Source organism: Streptomyces sp. NPDC020490 (assembly GCF_044335305.1).
In the GTDB taxonomy this organism is placed as follows: Bacteria; Actinomycetota; Actinomycetes; order Streptomycetales; family Streptomycetaceae; genus Streptomyces.
This window is the reverse complement of record NZ_JBIRUY010000020.1, coordinates 33,177-54,942: the sequence shown is the minus strand read 5'-3', so window position 1 is coordinate 54,942 and position 21,766 is coordinate 33,177. Positions and strand designations below refer to the sequence as shown.

Below are 21,766 nucleotides of genomic sequence, written 5' to 3'. Positions count from 1 at the left end.
GGTGTGGCGGCCGCCGCCGAGCCGCAGCGGCGCGCCACGGGGACGCCGGGGCCGGATGCCGCCGCCGCACGCCCTTCCGGGTGTCGTTCCACGAGCCGTGGGAGGCTGACAGGTGTCCAGCGCAGCCGAGCAGGAGGCGGTGGCCGGGGAACGCGCCGGCGGGGAGGCGCGTCCGGCCGTCGTGATCGACGGCGCGCGGCGGCAGGTGCCGGGCGTGCCGGTGTGGCCGGGCGCGCCGATGCCGCTGGGGGCCCGGTTCCTGGTCGGGCCGGAGGGGGTGGCGGGCACCAACTTCGCGCTGTGGGCGGGCGGGGCGGAGGCGGTGGAGCTGTGCCTGTTCGACGACCGCGGCAAGGAGAGCCGGGTCCGTCTGGCCGAGCTGACGCACGAGATCTGGCACGGCTTCGTGCCGGGCGTCATGCCGGGGCAGCGGTACGGCTACCGGGTGCACGGCCGCTGGGACCCGTGGACCGGCGCCCGCTGGAACCCGGCGAAGCTGCTCCTCGACCCGTACGCCCGCGCGGTGGACGGCGACTTCACGCTGCCGCCCGAGGTGTACGGGCATGTGCGCGACTGGCCCGAGCAGCACGTCGCGGACACCGTGCGCGACGACCGGGACTCGGCGCCGTACGTCCCCAAGGGCGTCGTGGTGCACGATGACGACGACTGGTCGGACGACCGCGGGCCCCGGACGCCGTGGGCGGACTCGGTGATCTACGAGGTGCACGTGCGCGGCTTCACCAAGCTGCACCCGGGCATCCCGGAGGAACTGCGCGGCACCTACGCCGGCCTGGCGCACCCGGCGGCCGTCGAGCACCTGGTGAGGCTCGGCGTGACGGCCGTGGAGCTGCTGCCGGTGCACCAGTTCGCGCACGAGGACCACCTGCTGCGGCGCGGCCTGCGCAACTACTGGGGCTACAACTCCATCGGCTACTTCGCCCCGCACGCCGGGTACGCCGCCTCCGGCACCACCGGCCAGCAGGTGGGCGAGTTCAAGCGGATGGTGCGCGCCCTGCACGCGGCCGGCATCGAGGTGATCCTCGACGTGGTCTACAACCACACCGCCGAGGCCGGCGAGTACGGTCCCACGCTGTCGCTCAAGGGCATCGACAACCGCGGCTACTACCGCCTCCAGCCGGACGCCCGCCGCTACGCCGACTACACCGGCTGCGGCAACACCCTGCACGTCGTCCAGCCGCACGTGCTGCGCCTGATCACCGACTCGCTGCGCTACTGGGTGACCGAGATGGGCGTGGACGGCTTCCGCTTCGACCTGGCGGCCGCGCTGGCCCGCTCCATGCACGACGTCGACATGCTCTCGCCGTTCCTCGCCGTCATCGCGCAGGACCCGGTGCTGCGGCGGGTGAAGCTGATCGCCGAGCCGTGGGACGTCGGCTCCGGCGGCTACCAGGTGGGCGCGTTCCCGCCGCTGTGGACGGAGTGGAACGACCGCTACCGGGGCGCCGTGCGGGACTTCTGGCGCGGCGCCCTGCCGGACGTGCGGGACCTCGGCTACCGGCTGTCGGGCTCCAGCGACCTGTACGCCTGGGGCGGCCGCAGACCGTACGCGTCGGTCAACTTCGTCACCGCGCACGACGGCTTCACCCTGCGCGACCTGGTGTCGTACGAGCGCAAGCACAACGAGGCGAACGGTGAGGGAAACCGGGACGGCACCGACGACAACCGGTCGTGGAACTGCGGCGCGGAGGGCGAGACCGACGACGAGGGGATACGGGCGCTGCGGCGGCGGCAGCTGCGCAACCTGCTGACCACGCTGCTGCTGTCGACGGGCGTGCCGATGCTGGTCGCGGGCGACGAACTGGGGCGCACCCAGCGGGGCAACAACAACGCCTACTGCCAGGACGACGACACCAGCTGGGTCGACTGGGGGCTGCTGGAGGATCCGGGCTGGCGGGCGCTGTGCGAGCTGACCTCCCGGCTGATCGGGCTGCGCCGCCGGCATCCGGTGCTGCGCCGCCGGGCGTTCTTCTCCGGCCGCGCCCACTCCGCGGACGGTCTGCGCGACCTGGCCTGGTTCACCTCGCGGGGCACGGAGATGACGGAAGGGGACTGGTACGCGCCCACCGCCACGCTCGGCATGTACCTCTCCGGGCGGGACATCCCGGGCCGGGACGAGCGGGGGGCGCCGGTCGTCGACGACAGCTTCCTCGCCGTGCTGCACGCCGGGGACCGCCCGGTGAGCTTCGTACTGCCGGGCCCGCCGTGGGCGGAGCGGTACCAGGTGGTCGTCGACACCTCGCTGGAGGAGCAGGCGGGGGCGCCGGGCGTGACCCATCCGGCGGGCACGGCGATCACGGTGCCGGAGCGGTCGGTGCTGCTGCTGCGGGTGGCGTGACGGCCGCACCGGCAGCCGCGTACGACCGCTCGAACACGCAGGTCGTAGGACTCGCGGCCGATCCCGGTCCGGCCAAAACTCGGTGGGCGTCGTCAGTGTCGATCCGTAGGCTCACTGCTGATGCCCACGACACCTGCCACCCCAGCGGACCGGTCCGCCGTCCGAAGCCTGCTGCGCCTGTGGCCGTACGTACGGCCCGTGCGGGTGCGGCTGTTCACCGCCGCGTTCGTCGCGGTGCTCGCCTCCTGCACCGGGCTGGTGATCCCGCTGGTGCTGAAATGGCTGGTGGACGGGCCGGTCGCCGACCGGGACCCGGCCGGGGTGTGGCTCGGCGCGCTGTACGTGCTGCTGCTCGGGGTGGCGGAGGCGCTGCTGTTCGGGATGCGGCGCTGGCTGGTGGCGCGGCCGCTGTCGCACGTCGAGGCGGAGATGCGGGCGGACCTGTACCGGCACCTGCAGCGGCTGCCGGTGGCCTTCCACGACCGGTGGCCGTCCGGGCAGTTGCTGTCGCGGGGCACCACCGACCTGATGCTGCTGCGCATGTTCCTCGCCTTTCCGCTGACGTTCCTGCTGGTCAACGGGGTGACGATCGTCGTCGGCGTGACCATCATGCTGCTGCAGGACTGGACGCTGGGCCTGGTGATCCTGGGGCCGGCGGTGCCCGTCGTCGTCACCTGCGTGATCTTCGAGAAGCGGTACTCCGACGCGGCGCGGCTCGCGCAGGACCAGGTCGGCGACCTGACGACGGTCGTCGAGGAGAGCGTGCTCGGCATCCGGATCGTCAAGGGGTTCGGGCGCCACCGCAGCCAGGCGCGGGCGTTCCGGGAGCTGTCGCGCACGTTGCGCGGGACGGAGCTGCGCAAGGCCCGGCTGCTCGCCACCATCTGGGGCGTCATCGTGACGCTGCCGGAGGCGGCGATCGGGGCGGCCCTGGTGCTGGGGTGCGTGCAGGTGGCCGACGGCGGCCTGTCCGCGGGCACGCTGGTCGCCTTCCTGTCCACGGCGCTCGCCCTGCGGTGGCCGGTGGACTCCATCGGCTTCCTGCTGGCGATGAGCCAGGAGGCGGCCACCGCCACGGAGCGGTACTTCGAGGTGCGGGACGCCGAACCGGAGCCGGACGCGGTCACCGTCGCCGTCGCGGCCTCCGCCTCCGCCTCTGCCTCTGCCTCCGCCTCTGCCTCTGCTTCCACCTCTGCCTCTGCTTCCACCTCTGCCTCTGCCTCCGCCTCCGCCTCCGCCTCCGCCTCCGCCTCCGCCTCTGCCTCCGTCGGCACGGACGACAGCGGACTGCGCTTCCACGGCGTGCGGTTCCGCTACCCCGACGCGCCGGACGGCTCCCCGCCCGTCCTGGACCGGGTCGACCTGCACATCCGTCCCGGCGAGTCGATGGCGCTCGTCGGGGCCACCGGCAGCGGGAAGACCACGCTCACCGCACTCGTCCCCCGGCTGCACGAGGTGACGGAGGGCCGGATCACCCTCGACGGCGTGGACATCGCCGCGATGCCCCGTGAGCGGCTGCGCTCCCTGGTCGCCGTCGCCTTCGAGGAGCCCACCCTGTTCTCCGCGAGCGTGGCGGAGAACGTGCTGATGGGGGCCGGTGACGCGGCCGGCGGGGCCGAGCTGGAGCGGGCGCTGTCCGTCGCCCAGGCCGACTTCGCGCACGCGCTCCCGCAGGGCACCGGGACCCAGGTCGGCGAGCAGGGCCTGAGCCTGTCCGGCGGGCAGCGGCAGCGGCTGGCGCTGGCCCGGGCGGTCGTCGGCAGGCCCCGGTTCCTGGTCCTGGACGATCCGCTGTCCGCCCTGGACGTGCACACCGAGGCGCTGGTCGAGGCCGCGCTGCGGGACGTCCTGGCGGACACCACCGCCCTGATCGTGGCGCACCGCCCGTCCACCGTGCTGCTCGCCGACCGGGTCGCGCTGCTGTCCGGCGGCCGGGTCGCCGCCGTCGGCACCCACCAGGAACTGCTGCGCACGAACGCCGAGTACGCCCACCTCATGTCCGGCACCGGGGAAGCGGAGGACGAGCGATGACGGCCCCCACCACGACCGTCGCGACGGCGGACGACGAACCGGACGGACCGCTGCCCGGCGCCGCCGCCGGCGACCCCTTCGACCGCGACACCCTGCCCACTCCTCCGGGCGCCACCGCCGCGCTCCTGCGCTCCCTGCTCGCCCCGCTGCGGGCCCGCGTCGCCGTCACCACGCTCCTGCTGCTGCTCCAGCAGGCGGCCGTCCAGGCGGGCCCGCTGCTGGTGGCGTACGCCATCGACAGCGCCGTACCGGCGCTGCGCGGCCACGACCGCGGTCCGCTGGCCGCGGTGGGCGTGGCCTACCTGCTGTGCGCGGTCGCCTCCGGAACCCTGCAGTACGCGTTCATCAACACCTCGGCCCGCGTCAACCAGGACGTGCTGCTCGACCTGCGCGGCCGGATCTTCCGGCACGCGCAGGCGCTCAGCGTCGACTTCCACGAGCGCTACACCTCGGGCCGGCTGATCTCGCGGTCCACGACGGACGTGGAGTCGCTGCGCGAACTGCTCGACGAGGGCCTTCAGGAACTCGTCATGATCGTGCTGTCGTCGGTCTACATCTCGGCGATGCTGCTGTGGCTGGACCTGGGGCTCGGGGCCGTGGCGGTGGCGTCGTTCATGCCGCTGTACGTGCTGGTGCGGGTCTACCGGCGGCGGGCGGGCGAGGTGTACCGGGTGCGCTCCACCGCCATCGCGTCCGTCATCGTGAAGTTCGTCGAGACCATGAACGGCATCCGGCCGGTGCGCGCCTTCCGCCGGGAGGACGCCAACGACGCCGCCTTCCGGGTGCTCAACCGGCGCCACGAACGCACCAACGGCGACGCGCTGCTGGAGATGGCCCGCTACGTCGTCGGCTCCCGGCTGATCGCCAACACGGCCGTCGCGCTGATCGTGCTGTGGGGCGCCTACCGGGTGGCGGGCGGCTCGCTCGAACTCGGTGTGCTGGCGGCGGCGGTGCTGTACCTGCGGCGGCTGTACGACCCCATCGACCGGCTGGGCATGTTCCTCAACTCCTGGCAGTCGGCGGCGGCCTCGCTGGAGAAGATCGCCGGGCTGCTCGCGCAGACGCCGAGCGTGCCGGAACCGTCGGCCCCGGTGCAGCTGCCGCCGCTCGCCGGCGAACTCCCGGGGCGGGAGGTGGTGTTCGACGGTGTCCGCTTCGGCTACCGCACCGGCGGCGAGGTGCTGCCCCGCTTCGACCTCACCGTCCCGGCCGGGCAGACGGTCGCGGTGGTCGGCTCGACCGGCGCGGGCAAGTCGACGCTGGCCAAGCTGCTCGCCCGGTTCTACGACCCGTCCGGCGGGCGGGTCCTGCTGGACGGCGTGGACCTGCGCGACCTGGCCGTGCCGGAACTGCGGCGCGGGGTCGTGATGGTGACGCAGGAGGCGTTCCTGTTCTCCGGCACGGTCGCCGAGAACATCGCCATCGGGCGCCCGGACGCGAGCCGCGAGCAGATCGAGCGGGCCGCGAAGGCGATCGGCGCGCACGACTTCATCGAGGCGCTGCCCGACGGCTACGACACGGACGTCCGCAAGCGGGGCGGCCGCATCTCCGCGGGCCAGCGTCAACTCGTCGCATTCGCAAGGGCGTTGCTCGCCGACCCGGCGGTGCTCATCCTCGACGAGGCGACCAGCTCGCTCGACATCCCGGGCGAACGGGCGGTGCAGCGCGCGATGGCGACGGTGCTTCAGGGGCGTACCGCGGTGGTCATCGCGCACCGGCTGTCGACCGTCGAGATCGCGGACCGGGTGCTGGTGATGGAGCACGGCCGGATCGTCGAGGACGGCACCCCGGACGAACTCATCGAGGGCACGGGCCGGTTCGCGGATCTGCACCGGGCGTGGCGGGACAGTCTGGCGTGACGGGCCGGGCCTGGTGTGCTCGGTGGGCACCAGGGCTGCCGCCGCCAGGGGTGCTCATGCCGCCAGATCGGGCGCCAGCGGCTGCTCCGTCCAGATGACCTTTCCCCGCGACGTGTACCGGGTGCCCCACCGCTGGACGAGCTGGGCGACCAGGAACAGTCCGCGGCCGCCCTCGTCGGTGGCCGCCGCCCGGCGCGGGTGCGGAGAGGTGTTGCTGCCGTCGGAGACCTCGCAGATCAGCGTGCGGTCGCGCAGCAGACGCAGCGAGACGGGTTCACTGCCGTGCCGGATGGCGTTGGTCAACAGCTCGCTGGCCGTGAGCTCGGTGGAGAAGAGCAGCTCGTCGAGGCCCCAGCGGGCCAGTTGCTCGGTGACCTCCGTGCGGACCCGTGAGACCTCGGCCGGGTCGGCGGCCAGCTCCCAGGTGGCGACGTGGTCGTCGTCCAGCGTCCGGGTACGGGCGACGAGGAGCGCGACATCGTCGGCGGGGTGATCCGGAGTCCGGGGCAGCAGGGAGTCCAGCGTCCGGCAGGTGTGCTCGGGTGTTCCCCCGGACCGGGCGAGAACGCCGCGCAGTCTGTCCATCCCGAGGCCGACGTCCCGGTGGCCGAGGTGGTTGATCAGCCCGTCGGTGTAGAGGACGAGCAGGCTGCCCTCGGGGATCTCCAGCTCGGCGGTTTCGAAGGGATGGCCGCTCACGCCCAGCGGTGGCCCGCCGGGCAGGTCCGGATACTCGACGGTGCCGTCGGGCCGTACCAGCGCGGGCGGCGGATGACCGGCCCGCGCCACGGTGCAGCGGCCCGCGACGGGGTCGTAGACGGCGTAGAGACAGCTCGCGCCGGTGATGTCCCCGTCACCGGCATCCTCCTGCTCCTGGTCGGCGTCCAGCCGGGCGACGAGGTCGTCGAGCTGGGCGAGGACCTCCTCGGCGGGAAGGTCGAGTGCGGAGAAGTTGTGGACCGCGGTGCGCAGCCTGCCCATGGTGGCGGCGGCGTGCAGTCCGTGGCCGACCACGTCCCCGACCACCAGTGCCACCCGTGCGCCGGACAACGGGATCACGTCGAACCAGTCGCCCCCGGCCCCGGAACGCGCCGGCAGATAGCGGTGGGACACGTCGACCGCGCGCTGCGCGGGGAGGCCGCGCGGCAGCAGACTGCGCTGGAGCGCCAGCGCCACCTTGTGCTCGCGGGTGAAACGGCGGGCGTTGTCGATGCTCAGCGCGGCGCGGCCGACCAGTTCCTCGGCGAGCAACAGGTCGTCCTCGGAGAACGGCTCCTGGAGCCGGGAGCGGTAGAAGCTGACCACTCCCAGAGGCACGCCCCGGGCCCGCATCGGCACGGTGATGAGCGAGTGGATGCCGGCCTCCAGGATCCGCTCGCCCCGCGCCGGGTCCTGGAGGTGCCAGCCGTCGGCCGTCGCGAGCTCCGGTTCCAGGACCGGACTCTCGATCGCCAGACACCTGGCCTGGGGTGTGAACGGCGCATAGGCGATCAGTTCGCCGGCCGCGTGCAGCGGGGAGTCCTCGCGCACACCGGTGAGCGCGACGCGGCGCAGCGCACCGTCCACCCGGACCGGTTCCTCACCGGCCAGCACGGCTTCCGGCACGTCGACGGCGGTGAAGTCGGCGAACCGCGGGACGGCCACCTCGGTCAGTTCCTCGGCGGTCCGTACCACGTCGAGCGTGGTGCCGACGCATGCGGAGGCGTCGTACAGCAGGCCCAGGCGCTGCCGGGCCTGCAGGGCCAGCGTGCCCATCAACGGTTCACCGACGGCGACCAGCCACTCGTCGCGTCGTCCGTCGCCCTGCTCGGTGCCCGGCCGGGGCTCGGGCTCCGGGGCGGGATGCGGTGCGCGGGGCAGGAGCCGTCGCGGCGACGGGCGTGTCGCGGCGTGGTCGACGGGCGGGGGCGTGAGAACCGAGGGAGTGCCGCCCTCGGCCGTCAGCACGGCGAGGTCCTGCCGGAGACCGGAGGGAAGAGCCGCCTCGACGGCGATTCCGGTGACGCCGGACGGAGCCGTCACCGGCCGACTGCGCAGGACGGCCGTGCGTCCGTGGGGCAGCCGCACCTCCACGAGGCCGGTACGGCCGGAGGAGATCAACTCGGTCGCGGCCGCCTGGAGGAAGAGCCGGTCGTGGCGGTCGAGCAACTCGTCGGGGACGGTGGGCGTGCCGCCCGGACCGTCGTTCCCCGGCGGACGGGCGGCCCAGAACTCCTGGAGCAGGGCCCGCTCGCGGGACGAGACCTGCTCCAGCAGCCGCTGCTCGATGGCACGGGCCGCCTCGAGTGCCGAGGTGAGCATGGCGGGGTGGGTGTCGGCCCGCGCGCTGGTCAGGTCGAGTGCGCCGACGACGTGACCGCTCAGCGGGTCGCGCACCGGTGCGCCGGCGCAGACCAGCCCCGTCAGGTCGTCACCGTAGTGCTCGCGACCGCAGATGAAGACGGGCCGCCGGGTCACCAGGACGGTACCGACGCCGTTGTTCCCGATCACGTCCTCGGGGACGCTGAAGCCCGGCGCGAGCTGCATCGCGTCGAGGCGCCCGAGCAGCGCGTGCTCGCCTGCCCTCCGGTCGAGCAACCGGGCGCGTTCGTCACTGAGGAAGACGGTCGTCCGGAGGCCCGACAGCTGAGTCTCCAGAGCCTTGAGCACGGGCCGGGCGGCCTCCGCGAGGTTCCGCGCGTCGCCCAGATCCCGCTGGTAGGGGAGATCTCCCTGGGGCCTCTCGGCAAGGCCCCGGGAGTGGCACCTGCGCCAGGCGGCCAGGACCGGATCACGCACGGACGGCCCCACGGGCTCGCCCGCCCGCAGTTGTTCGTAAGCCTTGCCGAGGGCGATGACGTCGTCCCACTTCATCGACACTTGCGCACATCCTTAGCCCGGCCCTCCGTACAACTCAGTCTCTGCCATGAATAGGGAAAAGCAAGACATATCCCCTCAGGGGTTCCCACTCCCCCCGGCGAAGGCCTCCGCGAGGGACCGGCCCGGGGTGGCGGGCCGGGCGCGACGCGCACGGTGGGCGTCCGGCGCCTTCGCACACCCGCCCAAAGTCCGTATAGCGAACATGAACAACCGGACAACGAACGGTTTCCGGCCAAGTTCCTGACGCGCCCCTGACCAAAAACACGACACCTCCACCCCGGGCGGAGGACCCGCGCCCGACCCCCCGATCGCCGTCTCCAGCGGCGGCGGCCGGGCGCCGTGGAGCGCGTTCACATTCCCGCAACATTCATCGAGCCGAAGCTTTTCGGCCAACATCACTTTGGGGTCATGACATGTACGCGTCCTTGGTGTCACCCTCTCTCACAACGCCGCACAACTTCACGACAACTCGGCCGGGCGCCCCACCCCGTGCCGATCTCCCCCACTCCAAGGAGCTTGTGTGACCTCCCTCTACGCGCGTCACAAGCGTTCCACCCTTGCCATCGCGACCGCTGTCGCCGCCGGTGCCCTGCTCACCACCGGTCTGACCACCGGTACGGCCGCCGCCCAGACCCCGGCGGAGTCCACTGCCAAGGCCCCGCTCGCCGCCGCCCCCGTCCAGCTCTCGGCGGCCGCGCGGACCTCCCTGATCAAGCAGCAGCAGAAGGCCGCGCCCGAGACCGCGCAGCGCATAGGCCTCGGCGCCAAGGAGAAGCTGGTCGTCAAGGACGTCGTGAAGGACGCCGACGGCGCGGTCCACACCCGCTACGAGCGCACCTACGCCGGTCTGCCGGTGCTCGGCGGCGACCTGGTGGTCCACCAGTCGGCGACCGGCGCCACGAAGGGCGTCACCAAGGCCGTCAAGGCGACCATCAAGGTGGCCTCCGTCAAGCCGCAGATCACCGCGGCCAAGGCCGAGAAGCAGGCGCTGACCGCCGCGAAGGCCGCGGGCTCCGCGAAGACCTCCGCCGACTCCGCGCGCAAGGTCATCTGGGCCGGCGACGGCAAGCCGACCCTGGCCTACGAGACGGTCGTCGGCGGCCTGCAGGACGACGGCACCCCGAACGAGCTGCACGTCATCACCGACGCCGCCACCGGCAAGAAGCTCTACGAGTACCAGGGCGTCGAGACGGGCACCGGCAAGACCCTCTACTCGGGCACCGTCACCCTCAACACCACGCTGTCGGGCTCGACCTACCAGCTGTACGACACCACGCGCGGCGGCCACAAGGTCTACAACAAGGCCCACTCCAGCACCAGCAGCACGGGCACCCTGTTCACCGACGCGGACGACGTCTGGGGCACCGGCGTCGCCTCCAGCTCCACCACCGACCAGACCGCCGCCGCCGACGCCGCCTACGGCGCCCAGGTCACCTGGGACTTCTACAAGAACACCTTCGGCCGCAGCGGCATCAAGAACAACGGCGTGGCCGCCTACTCCCGCGTCCACTACGGCAACGCGTACGTCAACGCGTTCTGGGACGACAGCTGCTTCTGCATGACCTACGGCGACGGCTCGGGCAACACCCACCCGCTGACCTCGCTGGACGTGGCCGGCCACGAGATGAGCCACGGCGTCACCTCCAACACCGCGGGCCTCAACTACAGCGGCGAGTCCGGCGGCCTGAACGAGGCCACCTCCGACATCTTCGGCACCGGCGTGGAGTTCTACGCCGCCAACTCCAACGACGTCGGCGACTACCTCATCGGCGAGGAGATCAACATCAACGGGGACGGCTCCCCGCTGCGCTACATGGACAAGCCCAGCAAGGACGGCGCCTCGGCGGACTACTGGTCCTCCACCGTCGGCAGCAAGGACGTCCACTACTCCTCCGGCGTCGCGAACCACTTCTTCTACCTCCTCTCGGAGGGCAGCGGTGCGAAGACCATCAACGGCGTGAGCTACAACTCGCCGACGTACACCGGCTCCACGGTCACCGGCATCGGCCGCGCCAAGGCGCTGCAGATCTGGTACAAGGCGCTGACGACGTACATGACGTCGACGACGAAGTACTCCGGCGCCCGCACGGCGACCCTGAGCGCCGCGTCCGCCCTGTACGGCTCCGGCAGCGCCGAGTACAACGCGGTGGCGGCGGCCTGGTCCGCGGTCAACGTCAACTAGTACCAGCAGTACCAGGGTGATCGACGGGCGGTACCCGGGAGTCAGTCGCTCCCGGGTACCGCCCTACCCTTGTCTGCTGTGTCTGCTGCGGATCCGAAGGACTTCACCTACGACGACGTCGGCGCGACCCGGCGCGACGGCTTCTGCCCCCCGGGCTTCCACCACCTGCGGGTGCGCACCCGCCTCGGCGAGGGCGAGGCGGTCTTCCGCCGGGCGGCACAGGCGGTGCTGACCTGGGAGATGCACCGCTCGATGGGCGTGGGCATCGACGCCGCCGCCGACCGGGCCGCGCCCGGCGTGGACGTCACCGTCACCCTCGCCGGTGTGATCAGGGCGCCGTGCCGGGTGGCGTGGACGGTCGAGGAGCCCCGCCGCGCCGGCTGGGCCTACGGCACGCTGGCCGGGCACCCGGAGTGCGGCGAGGAGGCCTTCGTGGTGGACCGCACCGGCGACGGCACGGTCTGGCTGACGGTGACCGCCTTCAGCCGCCCGGCCAAGTGGTACGCGAAGGCCGGCGGCCCGGCCACCCGGGGCCTGCAGCACGCCTACGCACGGCGGTGCGGGGCCACGCTCAGGAACCTGTGCGCCGACGCGCGGCGCCCCTGACCGTCACACGGGCATCGCCCGCGCGTGCTGGTCCCGAAGGGCCGCCCAGGCCCGTTCCTGGGCCGGGCCGGGCATCGGGGGAGCGGGATGCCCGGCCCGGTCGATGAGCACCAGCGACGTGGCGATGAAGCCGAGGGACAGGGAGCGCAGGATGCCCTGGTCCGAGGTGCTGAACCTGTGGACCGCCGCGGCGGACAACAAGCCGAACTCCTGGAAGTCGATGGCGCACACGCCGTCGACGGGATCCGCGATGCCGGAGCGGACCCGAAGCACTCCGGAAAGGACCTCGGCGGTGCCCACGAACGCGTGGGCGGCCTCGGCGCCGGCACACCAGATGTCCCGGTCGGGCATGTCGTTCGCACGGAATCTGAAGGTCACGGTCGGCTCAGTCCGAGTAGAGGGAATCCATGATGTGGGTTTCCCGGTGGTAGGGCTGCGTCATGAGGGAAAGCCGGCCCGGCCGCCAGAGATCGTCCTCCTCGCTCAGGCTCAGCTCGCCGTTCCTGCGGAGCAGCCAGACCTGCTCGAACTGGAAATGCAGCACCGCGTCGCCGTCGACGCGCCGCAGCAGGGGCGCGACGAGCCGGATCATGTCGTCCTGCTGATCCGACACCTCGACTCCCTTGTCCATACGGAACGCCACATCGACGGTCGGAGCGAATCCGAGGTCGATGACGATGGGGTGCCACGGCTGCGGCGGTCGGGGCGTGACCACGGTGATCCAGGTGCCCCGCCGGGTGGCGGCTCCCTCCACGAGCCGCTCGGCCGTGACCGACGCGTCGAGGACGCCGGTTTCCTTGCCGACTTCTTCCAGGTGGGCCGCGACCTCGTTCGCGGACAAATCCGTGGCACAGTCGAGGTCGTATTCGATTGCCATAGGTGTGCGCTCTTCCTGAAGGCTATGGATAGAAGGCTACGGATAGAGGTGAACCACGTTGCCCGCGCGATCCACCACCAGGACTTCTTTGAGTTTGGCCGCCTTGGACTTCCAGGACTCGACGCCGCAGAGCGCCTCCACGTCCCCCGCTTCGCGCTGGATGTCCTGCGCGACGTCACGAAGCGACTGACCGAGCAGCGCGACGGCGTCCGGATCGCCCGGAACCGGGTCGCCGTCCTCGTCGAGGACGGCCCACTCATGGACCGGGGGACGCCTCACTTCCCGCCCCGCCCACGCCCCGCCCGCGCGTCCTGCTCGCGCAGGGCCTGAGCGAGCTTCGCGTCGATGGCGTCGTAGCTCTTCGCGGCCTCCCAGGTGATGACGCCGAGTTTCTCGATCTTCTCCGCGAGGTCCTTGCGGTGGATCTTCCAGTTGTCGGCGAACTCGTGGAAGGCGTCGACGATGCGCTGGTCGCCGATCTCCGCGGGCGAGAAGTCCTCGGCCGGGTTGGCCCGATCGGTGAAGGAGTTGTGGATCCTTTGCAAGGCGCGCGAGCACTCGCGGATGCGCCGCGTGTCCGCCTTCAGATCACTCATCGATGCCCCGTGCCGGCATGCGGTTCCTCCCCCGTACGTACTGCGCACATGCCACCCGACGACCGTAGTGACGGGTGGCATGGAGCCGGTATGACGGGCATACGGAATCCGCAAGGCGGAGGCCAAGGACAGGCAAAGATCGCTCGGTCCGCGCGGCGCGCCGGCCCGGACGGTGTCACCGCATCAGGACGCCCGCCCCCTCTCCCGTCTCCTCCGACGGCACTGCCAGCAGGCCCAGTTCGGCGGCGGAGGCCAGCAGCCGGTGGGTGGGCAGGATGCGGACGGTGTAGCCGTACGGGCCGGTGCGGTCCAGGGAGAGCGGGCCCTCGTAGATCCAGCGGCCCTCCGGGTCCTGGCTGCCCGCCGGTTTCAGGGGCACCGACGCGGCGTCGGTGATGCGGTCCTGGGAGTCCACCCGGCCCGAGACGGCCTGGACCTCGACGTCGTCCGGGGAGAGCTCGCCGAGGCGCACCCGGACCCGCAGCCCGAGCGTGGTGCCGAGCTGCGCGGTGGCCGTGGCGGCCGACGCCTCCACGTGGTCCACCGCCACCCCGTGCCAGGCGCCCCGCACCCGTGCCTTCCAGGCGGCCAGCTCGCGCGCGGCGTCCGGGGTCATCGCGCGGTGGGCGTGGGCGGCCGGGGTGTAGAGGCGCTCGACGTACTCCCGCACCATGCGGCCGGCCAGCACCTTCGGGCCGAGCAGCGTGAGGGTCTGGCGGACCATCTCGATCCAGCGGTCGGGCAGACCGTTCTGCCCGCGCTCGTAGAAACGCGGGGCGACCCGCTGCTCCAGCAGGTCGTACAGCGCGGCGGCCTCTATGTCGTCGCGCCGGTCGGCGTCCATGGCGGCGCCGTCGGCGGTCGGGATCGCCCAGCCGAAGTCGGGCTGGTACCACTCGTCCCACCAGCCGTCCAGCACCGACAGGTTCAGGCAGCCGTTCAGCGCGGCCTTCATCCCGGACGTGCCGCAGGCCTCCAGGGGGCGCAGCGGGTTGTTCAGCCAGACGTCGCAGCCGGGGTACAGCTTCTGCGCCATCGCCATGCCGTAGTCGGGCAGGAAGACGATGCGGTGGCGCACCCGCGGGTCGTCGGCGAACCGGACCAGTTCCTGCACCAGCCGCTTGCCGCCGTCGTCCGCCGGGTGCGCCTTGCCCGCGACCACGATCTGGACCGGCCGCTCGGGGTGCAGCAGGAGTTCCGTCAGCCGGCCGCGGTCCCGGAGCATCAGCGTCAGACGCTTGTACGAGGGGACCCGGCGCGCGAAACCGATGGTCAGGACGTCCGGGTCGAGCACCCCGTCGATCCAGCCCAGCTCGGCCGTGCCCGCGCCGCGCTGCCGCCAGGAGGCGCGCAGCCGCTCGCGCACCTCCTCCACCAGTTGCTCGCGCAGGCTCCGGCGCAGCTCCCACACGTCCTGGTCGGGGATGTCCGCGACCGAGTCCCAGCGGTCCGAGGCGCCGACGGTCAGCGCGTCCTCGGCGCGCTGGGCGCCGATCTGCCGGGCGCCGAGCCGGAAGACCTCCGGGGCGACCCAGGTGGGGGCGTGGACGCCGTTGGTCACGGAGGTGATCGGCACGTCCTCGGGGTCGAACCCGGGCCACAGGCCGGCGAACATCTCCCGGCTGACCTGGCCGTGCAGCAGGGACACGCCGTTGGCGCGCTGGCCCAGGCGCAGCCCCATCACGGCCATGTTGAAGAGGCTGGGCTCGCCGCCGGGGTAGGTCTCCATGCCGAGGGCGAGGATGCGGTCGACGTCGATGCGCGGCAGCTCGGCGTCGGGCGCGAAGTGGCGGGCGACGAGTTCCCGGTCGAAGCGGTCGATGCCGGCCGGGACCGGGGTGTGCGTGGTGAAGACGGTGCCCGCCCGCACCGCCTCCAGCGCCGAGTCGAAGTCCAGCCCCTGGGCGCACAGTTCCGCGATGCGCTCCAGGCCGAGGAAGCCGGCGTGGCCCTCGTTGGTGTGGAAGACCTCCGGCTCGGGGTGGCCGGTGAGCCGGCAGTACGCGCGCACCGCCCGCACCCCTCCTATGCCGAGCAGCATCTCCTGCAGCAGCCGGTGCTCGCTGCCGCCGCCGTAGAGCCGGTCGGTGACACCGCGCTCCCCGAGGTCGTTCTCCTCGACGTCGGAGTCCAGCATCAGCAGCGGCACCCGGCCCACCTGGGCCAGCCAGATCCGGGCGTGCATCCGCTTGCCGCCGGGCAGCGCGAGGTCGATCTGGGCGGGGGCGCCGTCGGCGTCCCTGAGCTGGACGACGGGCAGCTCGTTGGGGTCGAGGACCGGGTACTGCTCCTGCTGCCAGCCGTCCCGGGACAGGCTCTGGCGGAAGTAGCCGTGCCGGTAGAGCAGGCCGACGCCGATGAGCGGAACGCCGAGGTCGCTGGCCGCCTTCAGGTGGTCGCCGGCCAGGATGCCGAGGCCGCCGGAGTACTGGGGCAGGGCCGCCGTGACGCCGAACTCGGGCGAGAAATAGGCCACGGCGGCGGGGAGCGCGCCGGGCTGGGACTGGTACCAGCGGTCGCCGGTCAGGTAGTCGTGGAGGTCGTCGGTCACGGCGGTCAGCCGGCGCAGGAAGCGGCGGTCCTGGGCCAGCTCCGCGAGCCGCGCGGGCGACACGCTCCCCAGCAGCCGCACCGGGTCGCCGCCCGAGGCGGCCCAGCTCTCGGGGTCGACCGACTGGAAGAGTTCGCGCGTCTCCGCATGCCAGGACCAGCGCAGGTTCCGCGCGAGATCGCTGAGCGGCAGAAGGGGTTCGGGCAGAACGGGTCGGACGGTGAATCGACGGATCGCCTTCACTGGCCACCTCGGTCGGGCGTGCGGAGGGGGGACGCACGCCGGTGTGCGTCCCGTCGTCAATCCCGACGGTATCCGGGAGAGCGGCTTTGTCACCACGGCACACCCGGCGACACGGTGAACCCTCTCCGTGCGCGGGCATACGCGTGAGTAGTTAACAAAGTGCCGGATTGCCCACTCGCATAGGGTGGGAAGGCTCCTCCGGTACGCCCCTGGATCACCACAGGGACAACACGCAGGACCCACCTCCCCACAGTCATCCGCCCACCAACGTTGACGCGGACAGGAGCGGTCATGCCCGCCAAGCACCACTCGTCTCCACCCCCGACGCACAGCGCAGACACAGCCTCTCTACGCCCGCCCGCCGCCGCACCGCCGGTCGTGGAGCCACCCCCCGCCCGGGCCGCCTCCGGCGTCGGGCGCATCCCCGTCCTCGACGTCCGCCCGATCGTCCAGCACGGGCGCAGGCCGGCCAAGGCCGTGACCGGCGAGTCGTTCGAGATCTCGGCGACCGTGTTCCGCGAGGGCCACGACGCGGTCGCCGCGAACGTCGTCCTGACCGATCCGGAGGGCCGTCCGGGCCCGTGGACGCCGATGCGGGAGCTGGCGCCCGGCACCGACCGCTGGGGCGCCACCGTCACGCCCGGCGCCCCGGGCCGCTGGACCTACCACGTGGAGGCCTGGGGGGACCCGGTCACCACCTGGCGCCACCACGCCCAGATCAAGATCCCGGCCGGAATGGACACCGAACTGGTCCTGGAGGAGGGCGCGCGGCTGTACGAGCGTGCGGCCGCCGGCGTCCCCGGGGGCGAGGGCGGCCACGAGGTGCTCCTCGCCGCCGTCGGCGCCCTGCGCGACGACAGCCGCCCGCCCGCGTCCCGGCTGGCGGCGGCGTTGACGCCGGAGGTGGACGCGGTACTGGCCCGGCATCCGCTGCGGGAGCTGGTCACCGCCTCCGAACCGCTGCCGCTGCTGGTGGAGCGCGAGCGGGCGCTGTACGGCGCCTGGTACGAGTTCTTCCCCCGCTCCGAGGGCACCCCCGAGCAGCCGCACGGCACCTTCCGCACCGCCGCCCGCCGCCTCCCCGCGATCGCCGCGATGGGCTTCGACGTCGTCTACCTGCCCCCCATCCACCCCATCGGCACCACCTTCCGCAAGGGCCGCAACAACACCCTCTCCGCCGGCCCCGACGACGTCGGCGTGCCCTGGGCCATCGGCTCCCCCGAGGGCGGCCACGACGCCGTCCACCCCGCCCTGGGCACCATCGAGGACTTCGCCTTCTTCGTCGGCCGCGCCCGCGAGCTGGGCCTGGAGATCGCCCTGGACTTCGCCCTGCAGTGCTCCCCCGACCACCCCTGGGTGGCCAAACACCCCGAGTGGTTCCACCACCGCCCCGACGGCACCATCGCCTACGCCGAGAACCCGCCCAAGAAGTACCAGGACATCTACCCCATCGCCTTCGACGCCGACATGGACGGCCTGATCGCCGAGACCCTGCGGGTGCTGCGCCACTGGATGACGCACGGCGTGCGGATCTTCCGCGTGGACAACCCGCACACCAAACCGGTCGTCTTCTGGCAGAAGGTGATCGCCGAGATCAACGCCACCGACCCGGACGTGATCTTCCTGGCCGAGGCGTTCACCCGCCCGGCGATGATGCACACCCTCGCCCAGACCGGCTTCCAGCAGTCCTACACCTACTTCACCTGGCGCAACACCAAGCGGGAACTGACCGAGTACCTCACCGAGCTGTCCGGGGAGGCGGCCGCCTACATGCGGCCCAACTTCTTCGTCAACACCCCCGACATCCTCCACGAGTACCTCCAGCACGGCGGCCGCCCCGCCTTCGAAGTCCGCGCCGTCCTCGCCGCCACCCTCTCCCCCGCCTGGGGCGTCTACTCCGGCTACGAACTGTGCGAGAACACCCCCCTGCGCGAGGGCAGCGAGGAGTACCTCGACTCCGAGAAGTACCAGCTCAAACCCCGCGACTGGGACACCGCCGAACGCGAGGGCCGCACCATCACCCCCCTCATCGCCCGCCTCAACGAGATCCGGCGCTCCAGCCCGGCGCTCCGGCAGCTGCGCGACCTGCACTTCCACCACGCGGACAAGGACGCGGTGATCGCGTACTCGAAGCGGAGCGGTTCGAACACGGTTCTGGTGGTCGCCAACCTCGATCCTCACCACACCCAGGAGGCCACGGTCTCGTTGGACATGCCGCAACTCGGCCTGGACTGGCACGAGTCGGTGCCGGTGCGCGACGAGCTCACCGGTGAGACCTATCACTGGGGCAGGGCCAATTACGTGCGTCTCGAACCGGGCACCCGGCCTGCGCACGTCTTCACCGTCCTGCGACCGTCCACCCCGCAGATCGGAGGGTCACCCACCATATGATCGTCAACGAGCCCGTTCCGGACACGTTCGAGGACACCCCCGCGAAGGACCGGGACCCCGAGTGGTTCAAGCGCGCCGTCTTCTACGAGGTCCTGGTGCGCTCCTTCCAGGACAGCAACGGCGACGGCGTCGGCGACCTCAAAGGCCTGACCGCCAAACTCGACTATCTGCAGTGGCTGGGCATCGACTGCATCTGGCTGCCGCCCTTCTTCCAGTCCCCGCTGCGCGACGGCGGCTACGACGTCTCCGACTACACGGCCGTACTGCCGGAGTTCGGCGACCTCGCCGACTTCGTGGAGTTCGTGGACGCCGCCCACCAGCGCGGCATGCGCGTCATCATCGACTTCGTCATGAACCACACCAGCGACCAGCACCCGTGGTTCCAGGAGTCCCGGAAGGATCCCGACGGCCCCTACGGCGATTACTACGTGTGGGCCGACGACGACAAGCAGTTCCCGGACGCGCGGATCATCTTCGTCGACACCGAGGTGTCGAACTGGACCTTCGACCCGGTGCGCAAGCAGTACTTCTGGCACCGGTTCTTCTCCCACCAGCCGGACCTGAACTACGAGAACCCGGCCGTGCAGGAGGAGATGATCTCCGCGCTGCGGTTCTGGCTGGACCTCGGCATCGACGGATTCCGGCTGGACGCGGTGCCGTACCTGTACCAGCAGGAGGGCACCAACTGCGAGAACCTCCCGGCCACCCACGAGTTCCTGAAGCGGGTGCGCAAGGAGATCGACGCCCAGTACCCGGACACGGTGCTGCTGGCGGAGGCGAACCAGTGGCCGGAGGACGTCGTCGACTACTTCGGCGACTACGCCGCCGGCGGCGACGAGTGCCACATGGCCTTCCACTTCCCCGTCATGCCCCGCATCTTCATGGCCGTCCGCCGCGAGTCCCGCTACCCCGTCTCCGAGATCCTCGCCAAGACCCCCGCCATCCCCTCCGGCTGCCAGTGGGGCATCTTCCTGCGCAACCACGACGAGCTGACCCTGGAGATGGTCACCGACGAGGAACGCGACTACATGTGGGCCGAGTACGCCAAGGACCCCCGCATGCGCGCCAACATCGGCATCCGCCGCCGCCTCGCCCCGCTCCTCGACAACGACCGCAACCAGATCGAACTCTTCACCGCCCTGCTGCTCTCCCTGCCCGGCAGCCCGATCCTCTACTACGGCGACGAGATCGGCATGGGCGACAACATCTGGCTCGGCGACCGCGACGCCGTCCGCACCCCGATGCAGTGGACACCTGATCGCAACGCAGGTTTTTCCTCCAGTGACCCCGGCCGGCTGTACCTGCCGACCATCATGGACCCCGTCTACGGGTACCAGGTCACCAACGTGGAGGCGTCGATGGCGTCGCCGTCCTCGCTGCTGCACTGGACCCGCCGCATGATCGAGATCCGCAAGCAGAACCTCGCCTTCGGCCTCGGCTCCTACCGGGAGCTGCCGTCGTCGAACCCGGCCGTGATCGCGTTCCTGCGCGAGTACGAGGACGACCTCGTGCTGTGCGTGAACAACTTCTCCCGGTTCGCGCAGCCGACGGAGCTGGACCTGAGCGCGTTCAACGGACGCCACCCGGTCGAGCTGTTCGGCGGGGTGCGCTTCCCGGCCATCGGTGAGCTGCCGTACCTGCTGACCCTCGCCGGGCACGGCTTCTACTGGTTCCGGCTGCGCAAGGACGCCGCGTAGGGCGTGGGCCCGACCCCGGGTGGGGCGGTTTCTCCCGCCCCACCCGGGGCACGCATCAGTAACACCCCGACCACCCCCGGGGAAAGGACGCGACGTATGTCGGAAGCCGTCACCCGTACCGTCACCAGCAGTCCCGGCCTCCTGGCGTCTCTGGATCCACTGTTGCGCGAGTGGCTGCCGCGGCAGCGCTGGTTCGCGGGAAAAGGACGTCCGGTCACCGGGTTCTCGCTGGTCGCCGTCACCGAGCTGCTGCCCACAGGCGGCAAGCTGGGCCTGTACCACCTGCTGGTGCGCGCGCACCAGCCGTCCACGCCGGGCGGGGAATCCCACCCCGGCGACTGCTACCAGTTGCTCATAGGCGCGCGCGAGGCGCTGCCGCCCCGGCTGGCGCCCGCGCTGATCGGACACGTGGAGGAGGGCCCGCTCGCCGGTCACACGGTGTACGAGGCCCTGTACGACCCCCGGCCCGCCGAGCTGCTCCTGGAGGCGCTGCGCACCCAGGCCCGGATCGGCGGGCTTCGCTTCGAGCGGGACCCGGCCCAGGAGATCCGCGGCGGGCTGGTGCCCCGCGTGATGACCGCCGAGCAGTCGAACTCCTCGGTCGTCTATGGAGATACGTTTATTCTCAAGCTGCTGCGCCGCATCGTGCCCGGCGTCAACCCCGATCTGGAGCTGCCGCTGGCGCTGGCCCGCGAGGGCTGCCCGCGAGTGCCGGCGCCGTTGGCGTGGCTGCGGGCCGAGCTGGGCGGTGAGCCGTACGTGCTCGGTGTGCTGCAACCCTTCCTGCAGGGCGCGGCGGACGGCTGGGAGCTGGCGCTGCGCGAGCTGGCCAAGGGCGAGGACTTCGGCGCCGAGGCGCGCGCCCTCGGGCGCGCCACCGCCGAGGTGCACACGGCGCTGGCCCGCGCCCTGCCGACCGTCACCCTGGCCCACCACCAGGTGCAGTCGATGGCCGACGGGATGATGGAGCGCCTGGACGCGGCCGCACAGGCGGTGCCCGCGCTGCGGCCGTACGCGCCCGGGCTGCGCTCGGCGTTCACGGCACTGGCCGACCTGGCCGCCGAGGGTCACACCTGGACCGCTCAGCGCGTCCACGGCGACCTGCACCTCGGGCAGTGCCTGCGCTCGCCGGCCGGCCAGTGGTGGCTGATCGACTTCGAGGGGGAACCGTCGAAGCCGCTGTCCGAGCGGCGGCTGCCGCAGCCGCCGGTGCGGGACATCGCGGGGATGCTGCGCTCCTTCGACTACGCGGCGCTCTCGGCGGACCCGCCCGCGCCGGAGTGGGCCGAGACGTGCCGGGCCGCGTACTGCTCCGGATACGCGGAGGTCAGCGGCCGCGATCCGCGGACCGACCCGGTGCTGCTGCGGGCCTACGAGACGGACAAGGCCGTGTACGAGGTCCTCTACGAGGCCCGGCACCGTCCGGACTGGCTTGCCGTACCGATGGCGGCGATCGAGCGCTACGCCGCGTCCGACCTGATCTGACCGACCGACCTGACGTCGCCCAGGAGGCTCCGC

The 21,766-nt window shown here is 71.9% G+C and carries 14 protein-coding genes; 8 read left to right on the top strand and 6 right to left on the bottom strand.

Translation table 11 applies throughout. From position 1 onward, the window contains the following. The first annotated feature begins 112 nt into the window (after positions 1-112). From glgX to ACH4ZX_RS21400, 3 genes are all read left to right on the top strand, one after another. On the top strand, positions 113-2,356 hold the full coding sequence (gene glgX, locus ACH4ZX_RS21410) for a glycogen debranching protein GlgX (protein ID WP_398274871.1): 2,244 nt from the start codon (positions 113-115) through the stop codon (positions 2,354-2,356). A 120-nt stretch (positions 2,357-2,476) separates the two neighbouring features. Continuing rightward, complete coding sequence (locus ACH4ZX_RS21405; protein WP_398274868.1) at positions 2,477-4,387, top strand: ABC transporter ATP-binding protein; 1,911 nt, start codon at positions 2,477-2,479, stop codon at positions 4,385-4,387. Next, positions 4,384-6,246, top strand: a complete 1,863-nt coding sequence (locus ACH4ZX_RS21400) for an ABC transporter ATP-binding protein (protein ID WP_398274865.1) — start codon at positions 4,384-4,386, stop codon at positions 6,244-6,246. The genes ACH4ZX_RS21405 and ACH4ZX_RS21400 overlap by 4 nt, the downstream gene beginning before the upstream one ends. A 54-nt stretch (positions 6,247-6,300) precedes the next feature. On the opposite strand, the gene ACH4ZX_RS21395 is transcribed toward ACH4ZX_RS21400, so the two are convergent. Then, a complete protein-coding gene (locus ACH4ZX_RS21395; protein ID WP_398275119.1) occupies positions 6,301-9,099 on the bottom strand; it encodes a SpoIIE family protein phosphatase in 2,799 nt (932 codons plus the stop codon). A gap of 526 nt (positions 9,100-9,625) precedes the next feature. Here ACH4ZX_RS21395 and ACH4ZX_RS21390 point away from each other — a divergent pair. Together ACH4ZX_RS21390 and ACH4ZX_RS21385 are read left to right on the top strand one after the other, a co-directional pair. Continuing rightward, positions 9,626-11,287 (top strand): M4 family metallopeptidase, encoded by a 1,662-nt coding sequence (locus tag ACH4ZX_RS21390; RefSeq protein WP_398274863.1) that lies wholly within the window; start codon positions 9,626-9,628, stop codon positions 11,285-11,287. A 78-nt stretch (positions 11,288-11,365) separates the two neighbouring features. Beyond that, positions 11,366-11,893, top strand: coding sequence for a DUF1990 domain-containing protein (locus tag ACH4ZX_RS21385; RefSeq protein WP_398274860.1), 528 nt, complete (start codon positions 11,366-11,368; stop codon positions 11,891-11,893). Between the two features lie 3 nt (positions 11,894-11,896). On the opposite strand, the gene ACH4ZX_RS21380 is transcribed toward ACH4ZX_RS21385, so the two are convergent. The 5 genes from ACH4ZX_RS21380 to ACH4ZX_RS21360 all read right to left on the bottom strand — a co-directional run bounded on the left by ACH4ZX_RS21380 (position 11,897) and on the right by ACH4ZX_RS21360 (position 16,160). Further along, positions 11,897-12,271 (bottom strand): DUF6086 family protein, encoded by a 375-nt coding sequence (locus ACH4ZX_RS21380; RefSeq protein ID WP_398274857.1) that lies wholly within the window; start codon positions 12,269-12,271, stop codon positions 11,897-11,899. Between the two features lie 7 nt (positions 12,272-12,278). Continuing rightward, positions 12,279-12,770 (bottom strand): SitI3 family protein, encoded by a 492-nt coding sequence (locus ACH4ZX_RS21375; protein WP_398274854.1) that lies wholly within the window; start codon positions 12,768-12,770, stop codon positions 12,279-12,281. A 36-nt stretch (positions 12,771-12,806) separates the two neighbouring features. Beyond that, positions 12,807-13,049, bottom strand: coding sequence for a hypothetical protein (locus ACH4ZX_RS21370; RefSeq protein WP_398274851.1), 243 nt, complete (start codon positions 13,047-13,049; stop codon positions 12,807-12,809). Further along, a complete protein-coding gene (locus ACH4ZX_RS21365) occupies positions 13,046-13,366 on the bottom strand; it encodes a hypothetical protein (protein ID WP_398274848.1) in 321 nt (106 codons plus the stop codon). The genes ACH4ZX_RS21370 and ACH4ZX_RS21365 overlap by 4 nt, the downstream gene beginning before the upstream one ends. A gap of 175 nt (positions 13,367-13,541) precedes the next feature. Then, positions 13,542-16,160 (bottom strand): glycosyltransferase family 1 protein, encoded by a 2,619-nt coding sequence (locus tag ACH4ZX_RS21360; protein WP_398274845.1) that lies wholly within the window; start codon positions 16,158-16,160, stop codon positions 13,542-13,544. Between the two features lie 291 nt (positions 16,161-16,451). Here ACH4ZX_RS21360 and ACH4ZX_RS21355 point away from each other — a divergent pair, with 291 nt between their 5' ends. The 3 genes from ACH4ZX_RS21355 to ACH4ZX_RS21345 all read left to right on the top strand — a co-directional run bounded on the left by ACH4ZX_RS21355 (position 16,452) and on the right by ACH4ZX_RS21345 (position 21,733). Then, positions 16,452-18,551, top strand: a complete 2,100-nt coding sequence (locus ACH4ZX_RS21355; protein WP_398274842.1) for an alpha-1,4-glucan--maltose-1-phosphate maltosyltransferase — start codon at positions 16,452-16,454, stop codon at positions 18,549-18,551. Beyond that, complete coding sequence (gene treS, locus ACH4ZX_RS21350) at positions 18,548-20,248, top strand: maltose alpha-D-glucosyltransferase (protein WP_398274839.1); 1,701 nt, start codon at positions 18,548-18,550, stop codon at positions 20,246-20,248. The genes ACH4ZX_RS21355 and treS overlap by 4 nt, the downstream gene beginning before the upstream one ends. A 96-nt stretch (positions 20,249-20,344) precedes the next feature. Then, on the top strand, positions 20,345-21,733 hold the full coding sequence (locus ACH4ZX_RS21345) for a maltokinase (protein ID WP_398274836.1): 1,389 nt from the start codon (positions 20,345-20,347) through the stop codon (positions 21,731-21,733). Positions 21,734-21,766: the final 33 nt, after the last annotated feature.

Bases quoted from the DNA above. Each gene is read 5' to 3' on its own strand.
- ACH4ZX_RS21345 (WP_398274836.1), top strand. From the start codon at position 20,345: ATGTCGGAAGCCGTCACCCGTACCGTCACCAGCAGTCCCGGCCTCCTG.
- ACH4ZX_RS21355 (WP_398274842.1), top strand. From the start codon at position 16,452: ATGCCCGCCAAGCACCACTCGTCTCCACCCCCGACGCACAGCGCAGAC.
- treS (WP_398274839.1), top strand. From the start codon at position 18,548: ATGATCGTCAACGAGCCCGTTCCGGACACGTTCGAGGACACCCCCGCG.
- ACH4ZX_RS21400 (WP_398274865.1), top strand. From the start codon at position 4,384: ATGACGGCCCCCACCACGACCGTCGCGACGGCGGACGACGAACCGGAC.
- ACH4ZX_RS21405 (WP_398274868.1), top strand. From the start codon at position 2,477: ATGCCCACGACACCTGCCACCCCAGCGGACCGGTCCGCCGTCCGAAGC.
- ACH4ZX_RS21365 (WP_398274848.1), bottom strand. From the start codon at position 13,366: ATGAGTGATCTGAAGGCGGACACGCGGCGCATCCGCGAGTGCTCGCGC.
- ACH4ZX_RS21395 (WP_398275119.1), bottom strand. From the start codon at position 9,099: ATGAAGTGGGACGACGTCATCGCCCTCGGCAAGGCTTACGAACAACTG.
- ACH4ZX_RS21375 (WP_398274854.1), bottom strand. From the start codon at position 12,770: ATGGCAATCGAATACGACCTCGACTGTGCCACGGATTTGTCCGCGAAC.